The sequence below is a fragment of the Pseudomonas sp. 22515 genome (assembly GCF_052044625.1).
In the GTDB taxonomy this organism is placed as follows: Bacteria; Pseudomonadota; Gammaproteobacteria; order Pseudomonadales; family Pseudomonadaceae; genus Aquipseudomonas; species Aquipseudomonas alloputida.
This window is the reverse complement of sequence record NZ_JBQENN010000002.1, coordinates 129,379-148,834: the sequence shown is the minus strand read 5'-3', so window position 1 is coordinate 148,834 and position 19,456 is coordinate 129,379. Positions and strand designations below refer to the sequence as shown.

Below are 19,456 nucleotides of genomic sequence, written 5' to 3'. Positions count from 1 at the left end.
CATGTAGGAGCGGGTTTACCCGCGAAGTGGCCAATGCAGGACAGCACAATTCCCCTTCCATCACGGCCACTCGAGGATCGTCATGAGCCCCCGCACCCCAAAGAAAACCCGCTCGGTCGCACCATCGCGCATCCGCGAAGGCATGCCCTTCCCCCTCGGCGCCACCTGGGATGGCCTTGGGGTCAACTTCGCCCTCTTCTCGGCCAACGCCACCAAGGTCGAGCTGTGCCTGTTCGACTCCACCGGCGAGCAGGAAATCGAGCGCATAGAGCTGCCCGAATACACCGATGAGATCTACCATGGCTACCTCCCCGACGCTCACCCCGGCCTGGTCTATGGCTACCGGGTGTACGGCCCCTACGAGCCGGAAAACGGCCACCGCTTCAACCCCAACAAACTGCTGATCGACCCGTATGCCAAGCAACTGGTCGGCAGCCTGAAATGGTCCGAGGCACTGTTCGGCTACACCATCGGCCACCCGGACGGTGACCTGTCGTTCGACGAGCGCGACAGCGCGCCTTTCGTGCCCAAATGCAAGGTCATCGACCCGGCGTTCACCTGGGGCCGCGACCAGCGCGTGCAGATCCCATGGGAGCGCACGATCATTTATGAAGCGCATGCCCGCGGCATCAGCATGCGCCACCCGGCTGTGCCTGAAGAACTGCGCGGCACCTTCGCCGGCCTGGCCAACGACGAGTTGCTCAAGCACATCAAGGACCTTGGCGTGTCGAGCATCGAGCTGCTGCCGATTCACGCCTTCGTCAACGACCAGCACCTGCTGGACAAAGGGCTGAACAACTACTGGGGCTACAACAGCATCGCGTTTTTCGCCCCGCACCCGCGCTACCTGGCCAGCGGCAAGATCGCCGAGTTCAAGGAGATGGTCGCGCACCTGCACGACGCCGGGCTCGAGGTGATCCTGGACGTGGTCTACAACCACACCGCCGAAGGCAACGAGCGCGGCCCGACCCTGTCGATGCGCGGCATCGACAACGCCTCGTACTACCGCCTGATGCCGGACGACAAGCGCTACTACATCAACGACTCCGGCACCGGCAACACCCTGGACCTGAGCCACCCCTGCGTGCTGCAGTTGGTCACCGACTCGCTTCGCTACTGGGCCGGCGAAATGCACGTGGATGGCTTTCGCTTTGACCTGGCGACCATCCTTGGCCGTTACCACGATGGCTACAGCGAGCGTCATGGCTTCCTGGTCGCCTGCCGCCAGGACCCGATGCTGAGCCAGGTCAAGCTGATTGCCGAACCATGGGACTGCGGCCCCGGCGGCTACCAGGTGGGCAACTTCGCCCCGGGCTGGGCGGAATGGAACGACCGCTTCCGCGATACCGCACGCGCCTTCTGGAAAGGCGACGAAGGCCAGTTGGCCGATTTTGCCGCCCGCTTGACCGCCTCGGGCGACATGTTCAACAACCGCGGGCGCCGACCCTATTCCTCGGTCAACTTCATCACCGCCCACGATGGTTTCACCCTGCGCGACCTGGTGTCCTACAACCACAAGCACAACGAAGACAACGACGAAAACAACCAGGACGGCACCGACAACAACCTGTCCTGGAACTGCGGCGTCGAAGGGCCGACCGACGACCCGGGGATCAATGCCCTGCGCATGCGCCAGATGCGCAACTACTTCGCCACCCTGCTGCTGGCCCAGGGCACGCCAATGATCGTTGCCGGCGACGAGTTCAGCCGCACCCAGCACGGCAACAACAATGCCTACTGCCAGGACAGCGAGATCGGCTGGGTGAACTGGGACCTGGACGAGGAAGGCCAGGAGCTGCTGGCCTTCGTCAAGCGCCTGACGCGTCTGCGCCTGGCCTACCCGGTGCTCCGCCGCTCACGCTTCCTGGTGGGTGACTACAATGAGGCAATTGGGGTCAAGGACGTGACCTGGCTGGCACCCGATGGCAACGAGATGAGTGTTGAGCAATGGGAAGACCCACACGGGCGTTGCCTGGGCATGCTGATAGATGGCCGGGCACAGGTCAGCGGTATCGCCCGGCCGGGTGCCGAGGCCACCGTGCTGCTGATCGTCAATGCCCACCATGACGTGGTGCCATTCAAGCTGCCGGCCGTGCCCGAAGGCGATTACTGGAGCTGCCTGGTCGATACCGACCGGCCGGAGTTGCGCAAGGGGCAGCACCTGCAGTTCGACAGTACCTTCGAGGTGAAGGGCCGGTCGATGCTGCTGATGGTGTTGCAGCGCGACGAGGAGTGAACCGTGATAACCCAGGCAGGTCTTACGTTTTGATCGCTACGCCATACCTGTGGGAGCGGGTTTGCCCGCTGCCACAGGTTTTAGCGGCGACAGTAAGGCAGGGTTAACTTCAGGAGGATTTGTGAGCCTCGAAGCCGGCAGTAATGGTTTCGCCAGCGTCAGCCAGGCCCCAGCCGTGAAACGCCTGCGGGTACTGACGGTGAACACCCACAAGGGCTTCACCGCCTTCAACCGGCGCTTTATCTTGCCAGAGCTGCGCGAGGCCGTGCGCAGCACCCAGGCCGACATTGTCTTCCTTCAGGAAGTGCTCGGCAGCCACGACCGCCACGCCGCGCGCTACCCCGGCTGGCCACAGACCTCGCAGTACGAATTCCTCGCCGACAGCATGTGGAGCGACTTTGCCTACGGCCGCAATGCGGTCTACCCTGACGGCCACCACGGCAATGCGCTGCTGTCCAAATACCCGATCATCGAGCACCGCAACCTGGACGTGTCGATCACCGGCCCCGAACGCCGCGGCCTGTTGCACTGTGTGCTGGAGGTACCGGGGCAAGGCCAGGTGCATGCGGTCTGCGTGCACCTGTCGCTGCTGGAAAGCCACCGGCAAAAGCAGCTGCAGTTGCTGCGTAAACTGCTGGACGCCCTGCCGGCCAACGCCCCGGTGATCATCGCCGGCGACTTCAACGACTGGAAAAGCCACGGCAACCGCACCCTTGGCCTGCAACGTGACTTGCACGAAGCCTTCGAACGCCACCACGGCCACCTCGCCCGCACCTATCCTGCCCGCCTGCCACTGCTGCGACTGGACCGTATTTACCTGCGTAATGCCGAAAGCCATGGGCCGCGGATTCTGGGGCACAAACCTTGGTCTCACCTGTCAGATCACCTGCCGCTGGCAGTTGAAGTGCGGCTTTAGCAATCATTCTTCATAGCCACGGCAGGGCAAATAGCGATCCCCGCTATACCCTGCTGTTTTTACCAATAAAACAACAGGTTGAGCGTTACGACGTACCTTGAACACTTCCTTCACGCTTTCTTGACGCAAGCGGCGACCTCTCCTTAGCTGAACAATACCAAGCTGTAAAAAACTTGCGCCGGGCCTCTAGCTCGCGCCTTCGTGCGCGTTTGCGATAACTGGCGTACTGGTTTGGGTCGCCCACTGTTTTTGCCGTACAGCTCGTGACAACAGGCCAGGTTTCTCGGGCTGCACCACAAAAACAAAGGAGATCCGCCATGAAAAGCACCTCGAACCCCTTGCGCTTCGACAGCATTTTCTACGCGGTTTCCACGTCGCTGCTTCTGGCAACCCCGGTGGAAACGATCGCGTACGAACTGCAGGGTGACCCCACCTCCCCCGGCTTTCTGCAGCAACCTTTAGCGGCGCAACTGTCGCTCGACCCGCTCAGTGCCAGCGGGTTGAGTCTCGGCACCCTCAATGCATTTTCGCAGCAAATGAGCGAACGCCACCGGCAGGCGCCACCCGACCTGATTGCCAGTCAATGGGCGCAGTTCTTCCCCACCAGTGCGCGCGGCCGCGCGCTGCCCCCGGCACAGCTGGAAGCGCCCAGCCAGCAACTGATGATCGGCCCGGACCTGTTCGTGCGTGAAACAGCAGCGGGCGATGTGCACCGCGCAGGGATTTTCGTGGGGCACAACAACCTGCAAAGCAGCTTCAAAGGCATGCGCCCTCTGCTGGGCGACAAGCAGCGCAAAGCGGTGAACTTGAGCGGAGAAAGCCTGGGGGTGTACTGGAGCATGACCCATGAACAGGGTTGGCACCTGGATGCCGTGGCCATGGGCTCGCGGATCGACGTGATGGGCCGTGGCGAAAACGGCCAGCGCCTGGACGACAGTGGCCATGCAATGACCTTCTCGGTAGAGGGCGGTTACCCGATCCGCCTGGGTGGCAACTGGGTCATCGAGCCCCAGGCACAGTTGATCAACCAGCAGTTCTTCCCTGGCAACCAGGTGCAGGAGGAGACCTTGCAAGCCTTCGACAGCCAGCCGAGCTGGAGCGGCCGGGTCGGTGCCAAGTTGTCCGGGCGCTACGAAGTGCGCGGCATGCCCATCGAACCCTATGTGCGGACCAACGTGTGGTATGACTTCAGCAATGCCGATGAGGTGAAGCTGGACGAGGTCGACAAGATCTCCAGTTCGCGCTACTCCACCACGGTGGAGTTAGGCTTGGGGCTGGTGGCGCGGGTGACGCCTTCGGTGGCGTTGTTCGTCAGCGCCGATTACAGCAGTGATGTGGACGACAATGACCTGAACGGGCTGATCGGCAGCCTTGGGGTGCGGATGCGGTGGTAGGCAGGGCCGGCCTCTTCGCGGGTAAACCCGCTCCTACACACTGATCGGGGCCACACGCATCGGTGGCTCGGCACAGGCCGTTGTAGGAGCGGGTTCACCCGCGAAAGGGCCGGGCCTGCCGGCCAATTTCCAAAGGCCATTCACGGTTGCCGCCGCTACCGGATTCGCGGGTAAACCCGCTCCTACAGGCGAAAAGGCCAGTGCGGTCAACCGATCAGGCGGGCTTCATGATCAACACCCCCAGCGGCGGCAGGTTCAGGGCCAGCGATAATGGCTGCCCGTGGCTGGCCACTGCCTCACTGGCCACCGCCCCCAGATTACCCACGTTCGACCCGGCATACAGCTCGGCATCGCTGTTCAGCAGCTCCTGCCAACGCTCGCCGAACGGCACGCCAATGCGGTAACCCTCACGGGGTACCGGGGTGAAGTTGGCCACCACCAGCACCGGCTCGCCGCTGCTGCTCCAGCGCAGCCAGGCGTACACGCTGTTTTGCGCGTCGTCACCGATCAGCCACTGGAAGCCCTGCGGCTGGCAATCCTGCTCGTGCAGCGCCGGCTCTTCGCGGTACAGGCGGTTGAGGTCACCCACCAGGCGCTGCACGCCCTGGTGCTCGGGATACTGCAGCAGGTACCAGTCCAGTTCGCTGTCGTGGTTCCACTCACGCCACTGGCCGAACTCGCAGCCCATGAACAGCAGCTTCTTGCCCGGGTGTGCCCACATGAAGGTGAGGTAGGCGCGCAGGTTGGCGAACTTCTGCCAGCGGTCGCCGGGCATCTTGTCGATCAGCGAGTGCTTGCCGTGCACCACCTCATCATGGGAAATGGGCAGGATGAAGTGCTCGGAATAGGCATAGATCAGCCCGAAACTCATCTCGTTGTGGTGGTAGGTGCGGTGCACCGGGTCGTTCTGGATGTAGTGCAGGGTGTCGTGCATCCAGCCCATGTTCCACTTGTAGGCAAAACCCAGGCCGCCCTGTTGGGTAGGCTGGCTGACCCCAGGCCAGGCGGTGGACTCTTCGGCGATGATCAGCGCACCCGGGGCCTCGTGGGCAGCCACGCCGTTAAGGTGGCGGATGAAGTCGATGGCTTCCAGGTTCTCGCGCCCGCCGTGGCGGTTGGGTACCCATTCGCCAGCCTTGCGCGAGTAGTCGCGGTACAGCATCGAGGCCACCGCATCGACGCGCAGGCCGTCGATGTGGAAATGCTTCAACCAGTGCAGCGCCGAAGCCATCATGAAGCCGCGCACTTCATTGCGCCCGAGGTTGTAGATCAGCGTGTTCCAGTCCTGGTGGTAGCCCTCCAGGGGGTTGTCGTATTCGTACAGCGCAGTGCCATCGAAGCGCGCCAGGCCATGTTCGTCGGTGGGAAAATGCGCCGGCACCCAGTCCAGCAGCACACCAATGCCTCCCTGGTGGCAGGCGTCGATGAACGCGGCGAAATCCTCGGCACTGCCATAGCGCGAGGTGGGCGCGAACATCGACAATGGTTGATAGCCCCAGGAGCCGCCGAACGGGTGTTCCATGATCGGCAGCAGTTCGATGTGGGTAAAGCCCAGTTCCTGCACATAGGGCACCAGCCGTTCGGCCAGTTCGCGCCAGTTGTAGAAACGCCCGACTTCGCCCGCTTCGTCCAGCTCGCAGCGCCATGACCCTGGGTGCAGCTCATAAATCGACAACGGCGCGTTGTAGGCATGGCGCTGGGCGCGTTGCGCCATCCAGTCATGGTCCTGCCAGGCGTGGCTGAGTTCACCGGCTACCTTGGACGCCGTGCTCGGCGGCAGCTCGGTGGCACGGGCCAGCGGATCGGCCTTCAGCGGCAGTATGCCGTCCTTGCCAAGCACTTCGAACTTGTAGGTTTCGCCCACGCCCAGGCGCGGAATGAACAGCTCCCACACTCCCGCGCCATGCCGCAGGCGCATGGGGTGGCGGCGGCCATCCCAGTTGTTGAAATCACCCACCACCGACACCCGCCGGGCATTCGGCGCCCAGACCGAGAAACACACGCCGTCGATGCCATCGACCTGAGTCGGCTGGGCACCGAAGCGCCCGGACAAATCGCGGTGATTGCCTTCCGCGAACAAGTGAAGGTCCATGTCACCCAGTTGCGGGCCGAAACTGTAGGGGTCTTCGGTAACCTGTTCGCCACCGGCCCAGACGATATGAAACTGGTAGGGCTGTGCCTCATCAAGGTGCGCGCTGAACAACCCAGGTAGGCTGCCCTGCTCCATTTCGGCAAGGACCCGCCCGTCATCCCGGGCCTGAACGCGCACTTTCAGGGCATTGGGCAGAAAGGCGCGGACCACCTGCCCGCCTGCGCCGTCGCCGTGGGGGCCGAGTACCGCAAAAGGATCGGCGTGTTCGGCGCGGGCCAGGGCGTCGAGGTCCCGTTGCCGAAGGCCACCGTTTTCACGCGTTGTAACGTTCATTCTGACTCTCCCCAGGTACTGATCAGTCCATGCAGACCATGCAAAGGCACGGCCAGCCAGCTCGGACGGTTTTCGGCTTCGTATGTAATCTCGTAGGCGGCTTTTTCCAGGCAGAACAATTCCAGCGCCGCGCGCTCACCCTCGGCGTGCTGCCAGGCGTGAGGCATGGCGGCGGTGGCCAGCCCATAGGCTTCGACAAAGGCATGCCGGGACTGGTGCAGGTACTGCCGGGCAACCCGCTGCCGGGCTTGCCGCGCCGGCTCGGAAAGGTCCACCGCAGACGCGCTGCGCAAGATCATCGCAGCAGCATAGTCGAAGGAACGCAGCACGCCGCTGACATCCTTGTAGGGGCTGTGTTTTGCCCGGCGCTCTTCAAGGGGCCGGGCGGGTTCACCTTCAAAATCGATGAGGTAGGCATCCCCCTGCACCACGAGCACCTGGCCCAGGTGCAGGTCGCCGTGCACACGCATCAGTAGGCCACCCTGAGCCTGCTTGCTCAGGGTGTCGATGTGCTGGGCCAGACCGTCACGCTGTTGCTGCAGGTCGTCGACCAAGGACTGGCTATCGCTGTCCAGTGCGTCGCGATGCTGCGCCAGCAGGTCGAGGGCGTGGGTCAGTTCAGTGCTGATCTGTGCACACCAGCGCTCGCTGTCCTGCGCATCGCTGGGGCGCGGCTGGAAGGCCGGGTCTTCGGTAGGTGCGGCCAGCAGCAGGTGCATCTCGCCCAGGCGCTGGCCAAGCAAGGCGGCAAAGCCGCTGAGTTCGGCCAATGCGTCAGTGTGCGCTTCGGCGTCGTTGCGGGTGGGCTCCATCTGGTCGCGGATGGCCCGTTCCAGCGTGTTCTGGGTCCAGCCCCAGGCATCGCCCTGGTTGCTCAGGTAACCCTGAGCAATCATCAGCAGGTGCGGCGCGTGTTGCTCGTCCACCCGGCTGACCCAGGCCAGCAGCGGCGAGATGTTGGCAAAGCCGGCGGCGGTCAGGTAGGCACTCATTTCCAGCTCTGGATGGATACCCGGGTTGACCCGGCGGATCAGTTTAAGCACCACGCGATCGCCGATGACCACCGAACTGTTGGACTGCTCGGCGCTGAGGTAGCGCACTTCGCTCTCCTCGTCGAGCGCCAGGCCGGCCAGCTGCTCTGTGCATTCAAAGCGCAATTCACCCTCACCGTCGCCGCACGGCAGACGCAGTCCATCCTGGCAGGCTTGCATCACAGCGTGAATGAACGGCTCAAGGACGAAGGCGTCTGTGATCAAGCCAACCTGGTGGGTACGGCGCACCCGCGACAACGCCAGCTGCTGCGGCAGCGCGGTGTGGATCTGTTCCTCACGCAGCAGGCCGAACGGCAGCTGGTAGCGGGTGGCCGTGCCGTCACTGAGTACCTCGATTTCGCTGAGCAACACCGGCGTGGTGGCGGTGCCGAAACGCACGCCGTAACACAGGCGCACGGCATCGATCGGCCCTTCCTTGCCGGCGAACCAGCGGCGTTTGGGCAGGTACTGCGGCAGGATGGTGCTTTGCAGCGTATCGCTTGCGGGGGCTTGCAGCAGTTCTTCCATGCGCTTGCGCAGTACCAATGTGGTCAATTCGGGTAACCCCTCGGTGGGCTGGATGTGCCAGCTGGGCATGCGATCGCGGCTGGCCAGCAGGAACCAGTAGAACGCATAAGGTGGCAAGGTCAGCAGAAACGGCAGTTGGCCGATTGGCGGGAACGCGCTGCCGCCCAGCATCTCCACCGGTACTTTGTCGGCGTATTGTGACAATTCGAGTTCGGCAGCCTGGGCGGCGCGGGACACGTTGGCCACGCAGAGGATGACATCGGTATTGCCGTCAGCGTCGGTGTACTCGCGGATATAGGCAAGGATGCGCCGGTTGCTGGGCGTGAGGGTGCGCAGGCTGCCGCGGCCAAAGGCCTTCTGCTGCTTACGCACCGCCAGCATGCGCCGGGTCCAGTTCAGCAGCGAATGCGGATCGTGGCTTTGCGCCTCGACGTTGACGGTCTGGTAACCGTAGAGCGGGTCCATGATCGGCGGCAGCACCAGGCGCTGCGGGTCGGCGCGGGAAAAACCGCCGTTGCGGTCTGGCGACCACTGCATAGGTGTGCGAACGCCATCGCGGTCACCCAGATAGATATTGTCGCCCATACCCAGTTCGTCGCCGTAATACAGGGTTGGCGTGCCGGGCATCGACAACAGCAGGCTGGTCAGCAGCTCTATGCGCCGACGGTCACGCTGCAGCAGGGGCGCCAGGCGCCGGCGAATGCCCAGGTTGATGCGCGCGCGGCGGTCTTCGGCGTAATAGTTCCACAGGTAATCGCGCTCGCGGTCGGTGACCATTTCCAGGGTCAGTTCATCATGGTTGCGCAAAAAGATCGCCCACTGGCAGTTGGCCGGGATTTCCGGGGTCTGGCGCAGAATATCGGTGATCGGGAAGCGGTCTTCCATGGCCAGGGCCATGTACATGCGCGGCATCAACGGAAAGTGGAAGGCCATATGGCATTCGTCGCCGTCGCCTTCACCGAAGTACGGGCGCGTGTCTTCCGGCCACTGGTTGGCTTCGGCCAGCAGCATGCGATCGGGGTAGTTGGCGTCGATCTCGGCGCGGATCGCCTTGAGCACGTCGTGGGTGTCGGCGAGGTTTTCGTTGTTGGTGCCGTCGCGCTCGATCAGGTAAGGGATCGCGTCCAGCCGCAGGCCATCTACACCCAGGTCGAGCCAGAAGCGCATGACGCCGATCACCGCCTTGAGCACCTGCGGGTTGTCGAAGTTGAGGTCCGGCTGGTGCGAGTAGAACCGGTGCCAGAAGTACTGGCCGGCGACCGGGTCCCAGGTCCAGTTGGACTTCTCGGTGTCGAGGAAGATGATGCGCGTGCCGTCGTACTTCTGGTCATCGTCCGACCACACGTAGAACTCGCGCGCCTTGCTGCCACGCTTGGCGTGGCGGGCGCGCTGGAACCACGGGTGCTGGTCGCTGGTGTGGTTGATGACCAGCTCGGTGATCACCCGCAGGCCGCGCTTGTGGGCCTCGGCGATGAAACGGCGGGCGTCGGCCATGCTGCCGTAGTCGGGGTGCACGGCCTTGTATTCGGCGATGTCGTAGCCGTCGTCACGGCGTGGCGAGGGATAGAACGGCAGCAGCCACAGGGTGTTGACGCCCAGCTCGGCGATATAGTCGAGCTTGCTGATCAGCCCGGCGAAGTCGCCGATGCCGTCATTGTTCGAGTCGAAGAACGACTTGATGTGCAGCTGGTAGATGACGGCGTCCTTGTACCACAGCGGGTCGTCGATGAAGGCTGCCGGGCGGGAACGCTTGGCCATGTGCGACTCCTTTCAATTGCATGTTTGCCCCTTCTTGCACCATCGCTGTGGGAGCGGGCGTGCCCGCGAATCAGCCACCGCGGTGCTTGGCACCGGCTCTGCCGGTGTTCGCGGGCGTGCCCGCTCCCACAGGGGAAAAGGCTACAGACCGGTTTTACCCGGCTTTCGCGATGCGCCAGATGCCGAACGGCAGGTGCCAGGGCTCTATGCGCATCCATTGGGTCTTGCCGTACCACGACCAGCGGTGGCCGTTCATCAGGTCTTCACCCTGGGTTTCGGCGTTGTCGTCCAGCCCCAATTCCCACAGGGGCAACTCGAAGTGCGCCTCCTGGGCGTTGTGCGGGTCCAGGCTGACGGCCACCAGGATGTAGTTGTCCCGCTCGGGCGTACGCTTGGCGAAGTACAGGATGTTGTCGTTCCAGCAATTGAAGAAGGCCACGCCCAGGTGGGTTTGCAAGGCGCGGTTCTGCCGGCGGATGCGGTTGAGCTGGGCGATCTCGGCGATGATGTTGCCGGGCTGGGTGAAGTCGCGTGGGCGGATTTCGTACTTCTCCGAATCCAGGTACTCCTCTTTGCCCGGCAACGGCGTGCCCTCACACAGCTCGAAGCCCGAATACATGCCCCACAAGCCTGAGCCCATGGTCGCCAGCGCGGCACGGATAAGGAAACCTGCGCGGCCGGAGGTGTGCAGGAAGAACGGGTTGATGTCCGGCGTGTTGACGAAGAAGTTGGGCCGGTAGCACTGGCTCCACGGCGGCTGGTTGAGCTGCTCGAAATATTCGCGCAGCTCCTGCTTGTGGTTGCGCCAGGTGAAATAGGTATAGCTTTGTGCGTAGCCGACCTTGCCCAAGCGCGCCATCATCGCCGGTTTGGTAAAGGCTTCGGCAAGGAAGATGACGTCGGGGTGCTGGCTGCGCACATTGGCGATCAGCCATTGCCAGAACGGCAGCGGCTTGGTGTGCGGGTTGTCGACGCGGAAAGTCTTTACGCCCTCCTCGACCCAGCCGACCACCACATCGCGCAGGGCCAGCCAAAGCGAGGGCACGGCCTCCGGCGCATAGAAATCGACGTTGACGATGTCCTGGTACTTTTTCGGCGGGTTTTCAGCGTAGCGGATGGTGCCGTCCGGGCGCCAGCTGAACCAGCCCGGGTGCTCCTTGAGCCAGGGGTGGTCCTGGGAGCACTGGATGGCGAAATCGAGGGCAATTTCCAGGCCGTGTTCCGCCGCTGCGGCCACCAGACGGCGGAAGTCATCGCGGCTGCCCAGTTGCGGGTGAATGGCCTCGTGCCCGCCTTCCGGGCTGCCGATGGCATAAGGGCTGCCCGGGTCGCCCGGCTCGGCCTTGAGGGCGTTGTTGCGGCCCTTGCGATGCTGCATGCCGATGGGGTGGATGGGCGGGAAGTACAGTACGTCGAAGCCCATGTCGCGGATCATCGGCAGCCGTTCGTGCACGTCGTTGAAGGTGCCGTGGCGCTGCGGGTCGTCGGTAATGGAGCGCGGGAACAGCTCGTACCAGCTGGCGAACAGGGCGGCCGGACGGTCGACATCAATGGGAAACTCAGGGCTGCGGGTCAGGTAGCTGCGGTGTTCGGCTTCGCCCATCAGGCGGGCGGTGGTCGGGTCGAGAAACAAAGCCACCTGGTCATCGATACTGAGCGTGGGCAGGCGCTGCTGCAAGGCCTCGAGCGCCTCGCGCAGGGCGCCGCTGCACAGCTCGAGGCCTTTGCCCAGCATCAAACGGCCTTCTTCCAGCTCCAGTTTCACCTCGACGCCGGCGTGGTACTTCTTCTCCAGGTCGTGGCAATAGGTAGCAAATGGGTCGATCCAGGCCTCGATACTGAACCGGTGCGGGCCCAGCTCGGTGGGGGTGAATTCGGCCTGCCACAGGTCGTTGCCCGCCGCCTGCATCGACACGCAATGCCAGCGCCTGCTGTGCGCCTGGCGCCAGTTGAGCATCACCGCCAGGCGGTCGTGGCCGTCGCTGTAGGCCTTGGTGCTGACTGCCACAGGCTGGCCGCTGACGGCCTTGGCGGCGAAGCTGCCAGCGTCGAGCACGGGTTGGGTGTCTTCGATCACGATGCGTGGCGCCAACAGCGCCTGGGCCAGGCTAATGGCCTGGTCGGGGTGATCGTTCGCCATGGGCACGCTTTCAAAGGGCTCGTTTCGTGACATCGGCCTTGCTCCCTCAGGCTGGTGGCGGTAAGGGTTCAGAGCCGGGCACAGGCGGGGGGTTCAAAATAATTGAGCGAACGGCAGCTGCCAGCGGTCAGAGCCTACAGCACCTCTTCACCCACCCACGCGAGGTCAGGCCATGAACATTCCCATTCCACCGGAGACACCCGATCCCAACATCGACGACCCGAGCTTGCCGCCACCCGTACCGGAAGATGACCCGGACGAGCTGCCGATCAAGCCGACCGTGCCGCCGACGGTTGGTGACCCGCCGAGTCAGGAGCCACCGGTGAAGGCTTAAGGGTAGACCACGAAACTGATATGTCTGTCAGTTGCGTTCAACTGGAGCTCGCATGATCATCGGGCCTCCTCAAACCGGAGGTGGTTGAGTCATGTCAGAAGCGCGCGATTACATCAGGTAGCACGGGATGACGTGAGGGGCCAACTTTCGCAGTTTGGCGCCGCAGGTTCATCCCGGGCAATCTGGACTATACGTTATCGCTGCTTGAATTACGCTATACGCTTAGTGTGCGGCGGTATGCACTTCGCCCAATCAGGGCAATTATTCTCGAGGCCCGCGCAACGCGGGATCTGCAGCCCCCTTTTATAACTGTTATTTTTACCAGTTTCGTAAGATCGCTGCTTGCGTTATATAAACCACACAACACCCGTCAGGAGAACGACCACCGCCTTGTTGCTCAAACTCGTGAACTCGCCGAACCGATGAACACCACCTATTCAGCGCCAATAAAATTTGTCAGACGCCTCATTACTAGACTGAAGTTTTCGACAATATTGATTTTCACACGGGGTAATACCATGCCAGCCAACACTATCACCCCTGACACCCATGTCAGCTACTGCGTTTACGGGTACAGCAAAGCGCTGACCCTGAAACCTCGCCTAACCGGCTTTAATGGCGCACATTTTGACCCTCACGCACATTACTACCATTTGGGACAAGGCTATCGCGCCTTCAGCCCTACACTAATGAGATTCATCTCCCCGGATCGTATTAGCCCCTTTGGACGTGGAGGAATTAATAGCTACGCCTATTGCAATGGCGATCCAGTCAACCGCACAGACCCAAGTGGAGCCGTTGCTTTCGCTCGACTCGCTCATCTCGCTTTACGCCCCCTGAATTGGGCATACAAAATCTTTTTCAAAAAACCAAATATAAACGTTAATTTTAACAAGCAGAATGTACAGCTCCCCGGCCAAAGCCCTGAAGAAACTGCACGGCTCAGATTGATAGCTATGAAAAACGGCCTACGCGTAATGGAGGGTCTTTTAGACAAGAAGCCCGATCTAGTAGAAAAAGTAGGCCAATATTTAGCACCTGGGGATTTAACCGCAGCAGCAGCAGCCTCAGACCCCTTCAAAACCGGTGTAACGCCCAGAATCGTCAAACGCATCACAACAGAAAGATATTTGGAACAGGCTGAAAACATCATGGATGGAAAAGCTACCGATTATCGAAACGATAGCTTGCTAACCAAAGCAGATATATCCAACCTTGACAGAATAGAAGCAGAGGTAAGAAAAATTCAAAACCCTAGTTACTTCGGCGACGCCTCTTACAGCCCCCAGGAGCAACATAGAAAGTTAATGGAACATCTAAGTTTTGTTCGTAGTTCCTTGCAGCATCGGGAACCCTGGTCTTAGTTAGGATGGCTTGACCAAAACGGGCTAGCTGTGCCGGCCATTCGCGAGTCTTGCCCTGCGGACCGGCACCGCTACACCGTTACTCGGTCGATCCCACCATAAACTCCGCGACACTGATCTCACGCATCCGGAACTTTTGCACCCTCCCTGTCACCGTCATCGGGTATTCGTCAACGAAACGGATAAACCGCGGTACCTTGAAGTGGGCAATGCGTGCCTTGCACCAGCCCTGCAGCTCCTCGACCGTGGCGCTGTGCCCCGGGTGCAGCTTGATCCAGGCGACGATCTCTTCGCCATAGCGGCTGCACGGAATGCCGATCACCTGCGCATCGGCAACCGCCGGGTGGGTGTAGAAAAACTCTTCCAGCTCACGCGGGTAAATGTTCTCGCCGCCGCGAATGATCATGTCCTTGTTGCGCCCGACGATGCGCACATAGCCCTGCTCGTCCATCACCGCCAAGTCACCCGAATGCATCCAGCCGGCCGGGTCGATAGCGTCCGCGGTGGCCTGGGTCGAGCGCGATCATTGTGTGCACGTTTAACCGCGAAATAGGGGCCGGACAGCCCAGCACATCATCCATGTTGACGCGGTTTAACTGTGCTCGCCGCTACGAGTGACCGTTACTGGATCACTGAGTCGCGACAGCTATTAAATCCATTAGCCTAGGATTTACACAGAGTTCAATACAACTGACATTTCTGCCAGCAGCACAGGTGCTCTACTTTAGAGTATGCTTCCCGTGATTACCCTACTAAAAGCGGCTTGGCTTGGCCGTACATAGACCGAGGCGAAATCACAGCACTTTCAAGAAGCAAGCCGACAACTGCGCGAAGCAAAGGAGTCATGAATGCCCCCATCAACGCCACACACTCAAAGCCCTCTGCCGATATGCTTTACCCCCTATGGCCACAGTGGGGGGATCGGCGACGCGGCCATCGCCACTGGTTTCAATGGTGTTCCGTTTGATATTCACGCCAATTGCTACCACTTAGGCCAGGGCTATCGGGCATTCTTTCCCGGGTTAATGCGATTCTCCAGCCCCGATAGCCTGAGCCCGTTTGGGCTCGGTGGACTGAACGCGTATGCCTATTGTAATGGCGACCCTGTTAACTACGGCGACCCCCAGGGCACAGCCGGAGTGCCGATTGGGCGGACTGGGAACACCCCTCGTCCTGGGAGGGTCACCGCGAAAGGCCAATTTGGTATTGGCAACACATCGCATCAAGTAAAATCCTATAGGAACGCAATGCGGGAGAATGAGAAGGTGCAGGGAGTCGATATCGCTCTGGGCCTCTTAAATCATGAAGTTGATCTATTCAATGCCGTGACAAAGGATCTGAAAAAATTGGATAATACCGCCGTTCGTAGAAACCCCTTCGTCCGGGAAAAGCTCATCAAGGCTAGTACTGAGGCGTTTACAGACCATATGAAGAATGTATTAGTCGGCCAGAAGCGACGGTATGCTGATGATGTTATTTTAACCGATGCGCATAGAAAATACCTGAGCACCCTCGATTCAGCATTGATACGTGCCTACGCTCCGTACCGGGAACATCAGAGCCACTGGTACCATCCTGGGTACCATATTGAGGGGATAAGGGATACACCCCTGTTGCTGGCACAATGGGCAATAAGGGACGCTAAATTATTGCTCGATGTCGGTGATTCACCACTTTACCGCGGAGTTAAGGATAGTCTGAAGTAGTCATACATTTCTGGCTGACTGCAGTATCTGCCGATTTCAAAAGCGCCAGGCACACCTCTGCTGCGTTGGCCAGCAAATGTCGGCGGGCCATCCACAGATTCGACAGGGCAAACAGCGTCACCATCTGCGCCGCATTCTCTGACAATCCTCGCCGCGATCCCCCAGGTGGCCGTTGATCACGGCCAGAATTACGTACGCCAACTTATGGTTCTCCAGCAGACGACGGAAGTTGAGGATGGGGGTTTCGTACGGCGCTTCCTCCATCGCAGGATCGCTGTAACCGAACCAGTTCTACATCAGGTGCACGCGCAACATCGCCATTTTCCTGGCATGCAGTGACCTCAATATCGAGCCAATGTAATAGATCCGGAATCTGATGCTGGCGTGGCTTGGCCTCATCGTGGGTTCACCCGCGAAGAGGCCGGATAACCCAGTGCATCAACCTGCAGAAACAGCCGAAATTTCTGCGACACTGATCTCACGCATCCTGAATTTTTGCACCTTGCCTGTCACCGTCATCGGGTATTCGTCAACGAAACGGATATACCGCGGCACCTTGAAGTGGGCAATGCGCGCCTTGCACCAGCCCTGCAGCTCCTCGGCCGTGGCGCTGTGCCCAGGGTGCAGCTTGATCCAGGCGACGATCTCTTCGCCATAGCGGCTGCACGGAATGCCGATCACCTGCGCATCGGCCACCGCCGGGTGGGTGTAGAAAAACTCTTCCAGCTCACGCGGGTAAATGTTCTCGCCGCCGCGAATGATCATGTCCTTGTTGCGCCCGACGATGCGCACATAGCCCTGCACGTCCATCACCGCCAGGTCACCCGAATGCATCCAGCCGGCCGGGTCGATGGCATCCGCCGTGGCCTGGGGGTTGTCCCAGTAGCCCAGCATCACGCTATAGCCGCGGGTGCACAGCTCGCCGATCTCACCGCGGGCGACGATGCAGCCATCGGCGTCCACCAATTTGTTTTCCAGCTGCGGCTGGGTGCGCCCGACGGTGGTCACGCGCAGCTCCAGGTCGTCGTCCGGGCCGGTCTGCAGTGACACCGGGCTGGTTTCGGTCATGCCGTAGGCGATCTGCACTTCAGCCATGTGCATCTGGTCGATGACCCGGCGCATCACCTCGATCGGGCAGGTGGCGCCGGCCATGATGCCGCTGCGCAGGGTCGACAGGTCCATCTGCGCACGCGATGGGTGATCGAGCATGGCGATGAACATGGTCGGCACGCCGTACAGGATGCTGGCACGCTCCTCGGCCACGGCGCGCAGGGTGAGCTCGGCGTCGAAGGCGTCGTTGGGGTAGATCATGGTGCTGCCGTGGGTGATGCAGCCGAGGTTGGCCATGACCATGCCGAAGCAATGGTACAGCGGCACCGGGATCACCATACGGTCGCGGGCCGTCAGGCCTAGGCTTTCACCCACCATGAAACCGTTGTTGAGGATGTTGTAGTGACTGAGCGTGGCACCTTTGGGCGCACCGGTGGTGCCTGAGGTGTACTGGATGTTCACCGGCTGGTCGAATTGCAGGCTTTGCTGACGGGCGGTGAAGGCTTCGGCAGACGTCTGCCCTGCCCGCTCGGCCAATGCGTGCCAGGGCAGGAAGCCGGCAGGCGGGTTGGCGGCCAGGCTGATGACGCCACGCAACTGGGGCAGGCATTCACTGGCCAGCTCACCAGGCCGGGCGCTGGTAAGCTCAGGTACCAGCGCCTGCACCATGGCGTGGTAATCAGACGTCTTGAAGGCTTCAGCGCAGACCAGCCAGCGGCAGCCGGACTGACGCAACACGTATTCCAGTTCGCCCACACGGTAGGCCGGGTTGATGTTGACCAGGATGGCACCGACCTTGGCACTGGCCAGCTGCAAGATGCACCACTGGGCGCAGTTAGGCGACCAGATGCCAACACGGTCGCCGGTGTTCACGCCCAGTGCGATCAGCGCGCGGGCGTGTATTTCGACCTGTTCGGCCAACTGCCGCCAGCTGTAACGCAGGCCCTGGTGGCGGGACACCAGGGCCTCGCTGTTGCAACAGCGGGCCACGGTGGCATCGAAGGCCTGGCCGATGGTCTGGGTCAGCAAGGGTCGGTCCTGGCGACCGCGGGTATAGCTCGGTTGACTCATGGGTGTCCCTTCTTGTGGTTGTTTTGGGCACGGCTGAAGCAAGCGGGAATACTCTGGCGCAGATTTACGTTTACGTAAAGGTGACGAGTGGATTGACAGTGACCTTACGCAGGTTTACGTTAACGTAAAGGTGATGAACGACACCCACTTGAGGCGCCACGCCGACCCCTGTGGGAGCGGGCTTGCCCGCGAATGCGACCGATCAGGTAATGACGGTGACCCTGCNGACGTATTCGCGGGCATGCCCGCTCCCACAGGGGGCGGGGCTGGATCCCAAGCTATGGTGTAACCCAATTTCAAGAACAAGAAGGTGCCCCAGCATGCATTACCCCTCCCTGAACTTCGCCCTGGGCGAGACCATCGACATGCTCCGCGACCAGGTGCGCACCTTCGTCGCCGCTGAACTGGCCCCAAGGGCCGCGCAGATCGACCACGACAACCTGTTCCCCGCCGACATGTGGCGCAAGTTCGGTGACATGGGCCTGCTGGGCATCACCGTACCGGAAGAGTACAGTGGCGCTGGCCTGGGCTACCTGGCCCATGTGGTGTCGATGGAAGAAATCAGCCGTGGCTCCGCCTCGGTGGCGCTGTCCTACGGCGCCCATTCCAACCTGTGCGTCAACCAGATCAACCGCAACGGCACCCATGAGCAGAAGCTCAAGTACCTGCCCAAGCTGATCAGCGGCGAGCACATCGGCGCCTTGGCCATGAGCGAGCCCAATGCCGGCTCCGACGTGGTGTCGATGAAACTGCGCGCAGAAAAACGCGGCGATCACTACGTGCTCAACGGCAGCAAGACCTGGATCACCAACGGTCCCGACGCCAACACCTACGTGATTTACGCCAAGACCGACCTGGACAAGGGTGCGCACGGCATCACCGCGTTCATCGTCGAGCGTGACTGGAAAGGCTTCAGCCGCAGCAACAAGTTCGACAAGCTGGGCATGCGCGGGTCCAACACCTGCGAGTTGTTCTTCGACGGTGTGGAAGTGCCGGCAGAGAACATTCTGGGCCAGCTTAACGGCGGCGTGCGCGTCCTGATGAGCGGCCTGGACTACGAACGTGTGGTGCTGTCCGGCGGCCCGACCGGCATCATGCAAAGCTGCATGGACCTGGTGGTGCCGTATATCCACGACCGCAAGCAATTCGGCCAGAGCATCGGCGAGTTCCAGCTGATCCAGGGCAAGATTGCCGACATGTACACCCAGCTGAACGCCAGCCGCGCCTACCTGTATGCCGTGGCCCAGGCCTGCGACCGTGGCGAGACCACCCGCAAGGATGCTGCCGGGGTGATCCTGTACACCGCCGAGCGCGCCACGCAAATGGCCCTGGAGGCGATCCAGATTCTTGGCGGCAACGGCTATATCAACGAATTCCCGGCTGGCCGCCTGTTGCGCGACGCCAAGCTGTACGAAATCGGTGCCGGCACCAGCGAAATCCGCCGGATGCTGATCGGCCGCGAACTGTTCAACGAAACCCGCTGAACATAAGGGACGGGCGCAC

The 19,456-nt window shown here is 61.4% G+C and carries 12 protein-coding genes and 3 pseudogenes; 7 read left to right on the top strand and 8 right to left on the bottom strand.

Annotated features, from left to right (window positions below; genetic code table 11):
- Positions 1-82 precede the first annotated feature (82 nt).
- Both glgX and ACTJJN_RS03245 read left to right on the top strand, forming a co-directional pair.
- Positions 83-2,236: a glycogen debranching protein GlgX gene (gene glgX, locus ACTJJN_RS03250; RefSeq protein WP_088512498.1), complete on the top strand. Its 2,154-nt coding sequence runs from the start codon at positions 83-85 to the stop codon at positions 2,234-2,236.
- Positions 2,237-2,357: 121 nt separating this feature from the next.
- Positions 2,358-3,152 (top strand): endonuclease/exonuclease/phosphatase family protein, encoded by a 795-nt coding sequence (locus tag ACTJJN_RS03245; RefSeq protein WP_003251297.1) that lies wholly within the window; start codon positions 2,358-2,360, stop codon positions 3,150-3,152.
- A 3-nt stretch (positions 3,153-3,155) separates the two neighbouring features.
- Here ACTJJN_RS03245 and ACTJJN_RS03240 read toward each other — a convergent pair whose 3' ends face one another.
- Positions 3,156-3,281 carry a hypothetical protein gene (locus tag ACTJJN_RS03240; protein WP_014860822.1) on the bottom strand — a complete coding sequence of 42 codons (126 nt, stop codon included), beginning with the start codon at positions 3,279-3,281 and terminating at the stop codon, positions 3,156-3,158.
- A gap of 188 nt (positions 3,282-3,469) precedes the next feature.
- On the opposite strand from ACTJJN_RS03240, the gene ACTJJN_RS03235 reads away from it, so the two are divergent.
- The gene (locus ACTJJN_RS03235) at positions 3,470-4,546 is read left to right on the top strand and encodes an autotransporter domain-containing protein (RefSeq protein WP_161773878.1); all 1,077 of its coding nucleotides are present in this window, start codon (positions 3,470-3,472) and stop codon (positions 4,544-4,546) included.
- Positions 4,547-4,760: 214 nt separating this feature from the next.
- On the opposite strand, the gene glgB is transcribed toward ACTJJN_RS03235, so the two are convergent.
- The 3 genes from glgB to ACTJJN_RS03220 all read right to left on the bottom strand — a co-directional run bounded on the left by glgB (position 4,761) and on the right by ACTJJN_RS03220 (position 12,461).
- On the bottom strand, positions 4,761-6,971 hold the full coding sequence (gene glgB / locus ACTJJN_RS03230; protein ID WP_180688525.1) for a 1,4-alpha-glucan branching protein GlgB: 2,211 nt from the start codon (positions 6,969-6,971) through the stop codon (positions 4,761-4,763).
- Complete coding sequence (treS, locus tag ACTJJN_RS03225; protein ID WP_440780941.1) at positions 6,968-10,288, bottom strand: maltose alpha-D-glucosyltransferase; 3,321 nt, start codon at positions 10,286-10,288, stop codon at positions 6,968-6,970. The genes glgB and treS overlap by 4 nt, the downstream gene beginning before the upstream one ends.
- 154 nt (positions 10,289-10,442) lie before the next feature.
- Entirely contained in the window at positions 10,443-12,461 is a 2,019-nt protein-coding gene (locus tag ACTJJN_RS03220; protein ID WP_440780940.1) for an alpha-1,4-glucan--maltose-1-phosphate maltosyltransferase, read from the bottom strand.
- A 139-nt stretch (positions 12,462-12,600) separates the two neighbouring features.
- Between ACTJJN_RS03220 and ACTJJN_RS03215 the strand changes: the two genes are divergently transcribed.
- Both ACTJJN_RS03215 and ACTJJN_RS03210 read left to right on the top strand, forming a co-directional pair.
- Positions 12,601-12,762, top strand: a complete 162-nt coding sequence (locus tag ACTJJN_RS03215) for a hypothetical protein (RefSeq protein WP_440780938.1) — start codon at positions 12,601-12,603, stop codon at positions 12,760-12,762.
- 518 nt (positions 12,763-13,280) lie between these two features.
- Complete coding sequence (locus ACTJJN_RS03210; protein WP_155295216.1) at positions 13,281-14,126, top strand: RHS repeat-associated core domain-containing protein; 846 nt, start codon at positions 13,281-13,283, stop codon at positions 14,124-14,126.
- A gap of 79 nt (positions 14,127-14,205) precedes the next feature.
- On the opposite strand, the pseudogene ACTJJN_RS03205 reads toward ACTJJN_RS03210, so the two are convergent.
- A pseudogene (locus ACTJJN_RS03205) lies at positions 14,206-14,637 on the bottom strand (AMP-binding enzyme); the annotation flags it as partial.
- A 337-nt stretch (positions 14,638-14,974) separates the two neighbouring features.
- Between ACTJJN_RS03205 and ACTJJN_RS03200 the strand changes: the two are divergent.
- Positions 14,975-15,832, top strand: coding sequence for an RHS repeat-associated core domain-containing protein (locus ACTJJN_RS03200; protein WP_440780937.1), 858 nt, complete (start codon positions 14,975-14,977; stop codon positions 15,830-15,832).
- A gap of 46 nt (positions 15,833-15,878) precedes the next feature.
- Here the strand turns inward: ACTJJN_RS03200 and ACTJJN_RS03195 are convergent.
- The 3 genes and pseudogenes from ACTJJN_RS03195 to ACTJJN_RS03185 all read right to left on the bottom strand — a co-directional run.
- Positions 15,879-15,983, bottom strand: a pseudogene (locus ACTJJN_RS03195) (IS5/IS1182 family transposase); the annotation flags it as partial.
- Positions 15,983-16,153: pseudogene (locus ACTJJN_RS03190) on the bottom strand (IS5/IS1182 family transposase); the annotation flags it as partial. The pseudogenes ACTJJN_RS03190 and ACTJJN_RS03195, both read right to left, overlap by 1 nt.
- Positions 16,154-16,270: 117 nt before the next feature.
- Positions 16,271-17,953, bottom strand: coding sequence for an AMP-binding protein (locus tag ACTJJN_RS03185; protein WP_440780936.1), 1,683 nt, complete (start codon positions 17,951-17,953; stop codon positions 16,271-16,273).
- A 320-nt stretch (positions 17,954-18,273) separates the two neighbouring features.
- On the opposite strand from ACTJJN_RS03185, the gene ACTJJN_RS03180 reads away from it, so the two are divergent.
- Positions 18,274-19,437, top strand: coding sequence for an isovaleryl-CoA dehydrogenase (locus ACTJJN_RS03180; RefSeq protein WP_440780935.1), 1,164 nt, complete (start codon positions 18,274-18,276; stop codon positions 19,435-19,437).
- The last annotated feature ends 19 nt before the right edge of the window (positions 19,438-19,456 follow it).

Coding starts and splice junctions, on each gene's coding strand:
- ACTJJN_RS03200 (WP_440780937.1), top strand. CDS start 14,975: ATGCCCCCATCAACGCCACACACTCAAAGCCCTCTGCCGATATGCTTT.
- ACTJJN_RS03220 (WP_440780940.1), bottom strand. CDS start 12,461: ATGTCACGAAACGAGCCCTTTGAAAGCGTGCCCATGGCGAACGATCAC.
- glgX (WP_088512498.1), top strand. CDS start 83: ATGAGCCCCCGCACCCCAAAGAAAACCCGCTCGGTCGCACCATCGCGC.
- ACTJJN_RS03185 (WP_440780936.1), bottom strand. CDS start 17,953: ATGAGTCAACCGAGCTATACCCGCGGTCGCCAGGACCGACCCTTGCTG.
- treS (WP_440780941.1), bottom strand. CDS start 10,288: ATGGCCAAGCGTTCCCGCCCGGCAGCCTTCATCGACGACCCGCTGTGG.
- ACTJJN_RS03180 (WP_440780935.1), top strand. CDS start 18,274: ATGCATTACCCCTCCCTGAACTTCGCCCTGGGCGAGACCATCGACATG.
- glgB (WP_180688525.1), bottom strand. CDS start 6,971: ATGAACGTTACAACGCGTGAAAACGGTGGCCTTCGGCAACGGGACCTC.
- ACTJJN_RS03235 (WP_161773878.1), top strand. CDS start 3,470: ATGAAAAGCACCTCGAACCCCTTGCGCTTCGACAGCATTTTCTACGCG.
- ACTJJN_RS03215 (WP_440780938.1), top strand. CDS start 12,601: ATGAACATTCCCATTCCACCGGAGACACCCGATCCCAACATCGACGAC.
- ACTJJN_RS03210 (WP_155295216.1), top strand. CDS start 13,281: ATGCCAGCCAACACTATCACCCCTGACACCCATGTCAGCTACTGCGTT.